Annotated in this window: 6 protein-coding genes and 1 pseudogene; 5 read left to right on the plus strand and 2 right to left on the minus strand. The window is 65.2% G+C overall.

Translation table 11 applies throughout. The annotated features are described in order from the left end of the window. On the plus strand, positions 1-180 hold a 180-nt coding region (locus JWR89_RS16975; RefSeq protein WP_299718192.1), incomplete at its 5' end, for a 2Fe-2S iron-sulfur cluster-binding protein. On the opposite strand, the gene JWR89_RS16980 is transcribed toward JWR89_RS16975, so the two are convergent. Further along, positions 181-753, minus strand: a complete 573-nt coding sequence (locus JWR89_RS16980; RefSeq protein WP_299718194.1) for an XRE family transcriptional regulator — start codon at positions 751-753, stop codon at positions 181-183. It abuts the gene before it with no gap. 399 nt (positions 754-1,152) lie between these two features. Here JWR89_RS16980 and JWR89_RS16985 point away from each other — a divergent pair, with 399 nt between their 5' ends. The 3 genes from JWR89_RS16985 to JWR89_RS16995 all read left to right on the plus strand — a co-directional run bounded on the left by JWR89_RS16985 (position 1,153) and on the right by JWR89_RS16995 (position 4,075). Beyond that, on the plus strand, positions 1,153-2,469 hold the full coding sequence (locus JWR89_RS16985) for an MFS transporter (protein ID WP_299718196.1): 1,317 nt from the start codon (positions 1,153-1,155) through the stop codon (positions 2,467-2,469). Positions 2,470-2,606: 137 nt separating this feature from the next. After that, the gene (locus JWR89_RS16990) at positions 2,607-3,125 is read left to right on the plus strand and encodes an MOSC domain-containing protein (protein WP_299718198.1); all 519 of its coding nucleotides are present in this window, start codon (positions 2,607-2,609) and stop codon (positions 3,123-3,125) included. Beyond that, the gene (locus JWR89_RS16995; RefSeq protein WP_299718200.1) at positions 3,122-4,075 is read left to right on the plus strand and encodes a PDR/VanB family oxidoreductase; all 954 of its coding nucleotides are present in this window, start codon (positions 3,122-3,124) and stop codon (positions 4,073-4,075) included. Before JWR89_RS16990 ends, JWR89_RS16995 begins: the two co-directional genes overlap by 4 nt. 145 nt (positions 4,076-4,220) lie before the next feature. Here the strand turns inward: JWR89_RS16995 and JWR89_RS17000 are convergent, their stop codons facing one another. After that, positions 4,221-4,715, minus strand: a complete 495-nt coding sequence (locus JWR89_RS17000; RefSeq protein WP_299718203.1) for a MarR family transcriptional regulator — start codon at positions 4,713-4,715, stop codon at positions 4,221-4,223. A 139-nt stretch (positions 4,716-4,854) separates the two neighbouring features. Between JWR89_RS17000 and JWR89_RS17005 the strand changes: the two are divergent. Next, a pseudogene (locus JWR89_RS17005) lies at positions 4,855-5,587 on the plus strand (amidohydrolase/deacetylase family metallohydrolase); the annotation flags it as partial.

Consider the following 5,587-nt stretch of genomic DNA (forward strand, 5'->3'; position numbering starts at 1 on the left):
TCCTGCATCAATGCCAATGCCTGCAAGGAATGCATGATGCTGATCGACGGCAAGGTCGACTACGCCTGCACCGTGCGCCTGAAAGAGGGCACCACGACGCTGGCGCCATTGCCGAAGAAGGCGCTGATCCGCGACCTCGTCACCGAAATCGCCCCGCCCGACGAAAGGCTGTGGCGCTGATCACCCCTTGCCATCCCGCTCCACCGCAGAAACTACCAGCAGCACTTCGGCCTTCTGGCGGCCGATGCTGCGCAGCCAGTGCGGGGTTTCGCCGGAAAAATACAGGCAGTCGCCTTTCTCCAGTAGCAGTTCGTCGCCGTCCAGCTTGATGGCCAGGCTGCCGGACACCACGAACAAAAACTCCTCGCCGGCGTGCGACGCCCGCGACGCCAGTTTCAGCGGCGGCCGGATCAAAAACGGCTCCATCCGCTTCTGAGTGCGGCTAGCTGCCAGCGCCAGCAGGTCGAAGCCGCCTTGCTGGGCCGGGGCCGCGTCCCTCTCGCGGCGAAACAGCGTATAGCTTGCCGCCGGCGTCGGATTGGGATCGAACAGATAGGTGACGTTGACGTCGAGGGCGGCGGCCAGCCGCAGCAAGGCTGCGACCGACGGCGTCTTCAGCCCGCGCTCCACCAATGAGATATAGCCGCGCGTCAGCTCGCTCAGGGTGGCGAGCTGGTCCAGCGTCAGTCCCTTGGCCGAACGAAGCTGGCGCAGGTTGAACCCCACCGCCTCGGATCTGCTGACATCGAGCAACGCTTGTCTCCGTGTTCAGCGTGTCTTTTAGAGAAAGCCCGCGCGATGCGGAAGGGCCGCGCCCGCAGGGCGTGCCTGCGCGTTTCTCTCAGAAAACATTGCTGCAGATATTTCCAGCAGCGGCAAGGATAATTTAGGCAAATCTGCCCGGAATCGGCAGTTTCTCGCCCATGGGATGGGCATTTCGCCGTTCCTGCCGGTTTAGGCGTCAGATGCCTGTTGTGGTGCCGTTGATTTCCAGCAGTAAACATGTTGGATTTTGTGACAGCGAGACGCCCGCGCTGGGGCGGCTGATACAGCGAACATTCCAAATTTTCGAACTGCGCCTCCCCGGCAAACCGGAGGCGGAGAATGACGATATGCGTCCGAATTTTGCACCCCTTCCTGGAGAGGAATGCCATGACCGTCGCAGAACAATTCAACACCATCGACGTCCCCGACGACGCGAAAGCGTTACGCCGCATCGTGTGGTCGAGCGTGATCGGCACCGCCGTCGAGTGGTACGACTTCCTGATCTATGGCGCGGCCACCGCGCTGGTGTTCAACAAGGTGTTCTTCGCTGCCGGCGGCGATGCCGGCCTCGCCACCATCGCGGCGTTCGGCACCTACGCCGTCGGCTTCCTCGCGCGCCCGCTGGGTGCCGCGATCTTCGGCCACTACGGCGACCGCGTCGGCCGCAAGGCGATGCTGGCCATCACCATCATGGTGATGGGCATCGGCACCTTCCTGATCGGGCTGTTGCCGACCTACGCGCAGATCGGCATCGCGGCGCCGATCCTGCTCGTCGTGCTGCGCTTCCTGCAGGGCATCGGCCTCGGCGGCGAATGGGGCGGTGCGGTGCTGATGGTGGTGGAGAATGCGCCAACCCACAGGCGCGGCTTCCTCGGCAGCATGGTGCAGGTCGGCAATCCCGTCGGCAACCTCGCGGCGATCGGCATGTTCGCGCTGGTCTCGCAATTGCCCGAAGACGACTTCATGAGCTGGGGCTGGCGCATTCCGTTCCTGCTCTCGATCCTGCTGGTCGGCGTCGGGTTGTGGATCCGGCTCAGCATGGAAGAAACCCCGGCGTTCCGCACGCTGAAGGCCAAGAACGAAGTGGCGAAGATGCCGATCGTGGAGATCTTCAAGTATCACCGCCGCCCGTTCTTCACCGCTGTCGGCCTGAAGATCTCGGAAATCGCCTATGCCAGCATCGCCGGCGTGTTCATCATGTCCTACGCCACCTCGCGTCTCGGCCTGTCGCGCGGGCTGGTGCTGAACGGCGCCTTCATCGCGTCCTTCGTCGCGCTGTTCTCGATCCCGTTATTCGGCTGGCTGTCGGACAAGATCGGGCGCAAGACCATGTTCTATGCGAGCTGCATCTTCTCGGCGCTGTTCGCCTTCCCGATGTTCTGGCTGCTCGATACGAAGGACCCGACCATCGTCATCCTAACCATCGTCGCGGCGATTTCGTTCGGCCAGATGGTGATGTTCGGCATCGGCGCGCCCTGGTACTCCGAGCTGTTCACCGCGAAGCTGCGCTACAGCGGCGCCTCGCTGGGCTTCCAGGTTGGCGCGGCGATCAGCGGCGGCCTCAGCCCGCTGATTGCGGCCTCGCTGATGGCCTGGGCCGGCGGCGCCACCTGGCCGGTGTCGGTGTTCCTGATCGTCTGCGCGCTGATCACCGCCACCGCGACCTTCATGGCGCCGGAGACCGCCAACAAGGAACTGACCTGAGGTCACACGAGGCGCACGACGTAGGGTGGGCAAAGCGAAGCGTGCCCACCACCTTCACTCGCGGCGACAATGGTGGGCACGGCGCAAGGGCGCCTTTGCCCACCCTACGACTGCACGCCATTCATGAGGACAGAACCATGCTCGATACGCTCGACAGCAAAACCGCAACTCCCGTCACCCTCGCCTGGACGGGCGTGGTGCGCCATCTCCACATCACGCCGCGCGCGTTCCTGCCGATGCGCGCGATGGCCGAACTGCAACTGATTGCCGGCAAGGGCATCGACAGCGATCGCTACATGATCGGCCGCGAGGAAGGCTTCTACTCGTCGAAGCCGGAAGAGGGCCGCCAGGTCACGCTGTTCGAGATCGAAACGCTGCTGGCGCTGAAGCGTGACCACAACATCGACCTGGCTCCCGAGGAGCATCGCCGCAACGTGACCGTCGCCGGCGTGCCGCTGACCCATCTGGTCGGTCAAAAATTCTGGCTGGGCGAGACGCTGCTGGAAGCGACGCGGCTGTCGATCCCGTGCCGCCACATCGAGGAGATCACCGGCAAGGCGATCTTCGATCCCCTGATCAATCGCTCCGGGTTGAACTGCAAGATCCTGCAAGGCGGCACCGTACGCGTCGGCGACGCCGTGCGGAACGCGGCATGACGCTGCCGATCACCACCGTCAAAACCATCGTCGACAGGATCGAGGATGGCGGCGCCGGCATCAAGGTGTTCAGGCTGGTCGATCCCGACCGCTGGCAGTTGCCGCCGTTCCGCCCTGGCGCGCATATCGACCTGCATCTGCCCGGCGGCATGGTGCGGACCTATTCGCTGTGCAACGACCCCGCCGACAATGCGCGCTACGTCGTGGCGGTGAAGCGCGAGGCGGCCGGCCGCGGCGGCTCGGTGCTGCTGCACGACGCGATCGACGTCGGTGACACCATCGGCGTCTCGCTGCCGCGCGGCGGCCTCGATCTGCCGGACGACGTCACGCGCTTTGCTTTCGTCGCCGGTGGCATCGGCGTGACGCCGTTCCTGTCCGTGGCGGCTTGGCTGAAGCGGGTCGGGCGGCCGAAATTCACCCTGCACCTGATCGCGCGCGGCGCGCCGCCGCTGGCGCACCTGCTGGTGCCGCTGCTGCGGTCCGGGCATCTGGTCGTCCACGATACCGCGGCGGCCGCGCGGCCGCATATCGCCGCGCTGGTGGGCCGGCCGCTGTCCGATGTCGGGCTTGGCTGCTGCGGCCCCGAAAGTATGATCGGGGATTTCGAGCAGGCCACGCGCGACTGGCCGGCGTCGCGCGTCCACATCGAGCGCTTCGTGCCGCCGCCCTTGCCGGTCGATCCCGACGCAAGGCCCTACACGCTGGCACTGGCGCGCTCGAAACTGGAGATTCCGGTGGCCGCCGGCCAAACCATGCTGTCAGCGCTGCTCGGCGTCGGCATCGACATTCCCGCTTCCTGCTGCGGCGGCATCTGCGGCTCCTGCAAGGTCGACTGGCTGGAAGGCGCGCCGATCCACCGCGACCGCGTGCTGTCGCCCACTGAGCGCGCGCGCAGCCTGATGGTGTGCGTCGCGGAGTCCGCGGAAGACCGGCTGGTGCTGGATTTGTGAAGCGTACCGGCGTCTCCCCGTCATTGCGAGGTCAGGGAAAGCTTGCAGCTTTCCCTGACCTCGCAATGACGGTTGAGAGGGCGCTGCCCGTTTAACAACCCGTCCTGATTAATTTATAGCCATTCTAAACCCACGCCGCCGCGCCTCAATCCAGCGCGACGGCGCTGCTGTCGCGGCTGGCGTGGTCTGCGACAATGCGCTGCATCATGGCGACGAACGCTGCCTGTTCAGACTTGCTCAGAGTGCCCAGCGTCGCCTTGTGGGCGTCGCGCGCGGCGCTCTCGATCTGGCCGAGCAGCGCCGTGCCGGCCGGCGTCAGCCGGCAGATTCGCGCCCGACGGTCGTCGTCGCTGACCGGACGCTCGACCAGTTTTCGCGCCTCCAGCCGCTTCAGCGCGCCGGTGGTGGTGGTGCGATCCAGAGCAATATCAGCGGCTAAGGTGGTCTGGTCCGCGGTTCCGCGCTGCGCCAGCGCCGACAGCAGGCTGTATTGCAGCGGCGTCACCTCGAAGCCGCCGCAGGCTTCCTGGAACAGCGCGACGTGAATCTGGTGCAGCCGGCGGATCAGGAATCCCGGTCGCTGCGGCAGCGGCCACGGCTTTTGCGATGCGGCGACACGCGGCTTGTTGGCTTTGGGCAACGCGTTCTCCTGATACCGCCGCGACTCGCGGGAAAACCTCGCGCCATTTATGGCATGCGCTTTGCTTTTGTAAAATACGAAGTATGCTTCGCATTTTGGCGCGGCCCGCAAGAGCCGCCCAATGTCAGAGGAGACCACCATGTCCGTCACCGCCACCTTCGACCTGCTGCTGCGCGGCGGTCGCGTCATCGATCCCGCCTCCGGCATCGACGGCATCAAGGACGTCGCCATCCGCAACGGCAAGATCGCCGCGGTGCAATCCGATATTTTGCCGACCAGCGCGAAGGAAGTGATCGACGTTACCGGCCAACTCGTGCTGCCGGGCCTGATCGATACCCACGCGCACGTCTATCAATATGTTTCCGGCCGCTTCGGCATGAACCCGGACATGGTCGGCGTGCAGTCCGGCGTCACCACGCTGATCGACCAGGGCGGCCCGTCCTGCATGACCCTGCCGGGCTTCCGCCACTTCATCGCCGAGCCCGCCAAGTCGCGCGTCTACGCCTTTCTGTCGGCCTATCTGGTCGGCGGCCTCGAGGGTCACTTCTATCCCAACCTGTACAGCCCGGATGGCGTCGACATCGACGCCACCGTGAAATCCGCGCTGGCCATTCTCGATCTGGTGCGGGGGGTCAAGGCCCATGCCGCGATCGGCGGCTTCGCGCGCTGGGGCATTCGCGTGCTGGAGATGGCGGCGGAAATCGGCAAGCAGACCAGCCTGCCGGTCTATGTACATTTCGGCCAACTCTGGGGCCTGCCGGAGAGCGGCACCAATGGCGAGGACGTCGATACCATCCTGGAGCGCGTGATCCCGCTGCTCAAGGAAGGCGACGTGCTGGCGCATCCGTTCACGCGGCATCCCGGCGGCTTCG

This window comes from Tardiphaga sp. (assembly GCF_028290785.1).
Lineage (GTDB): Bacteria > Pseudomonadota > Alphaproteobacteria > Rhizobiales > Xanthobacteraceae > Tardiphaga.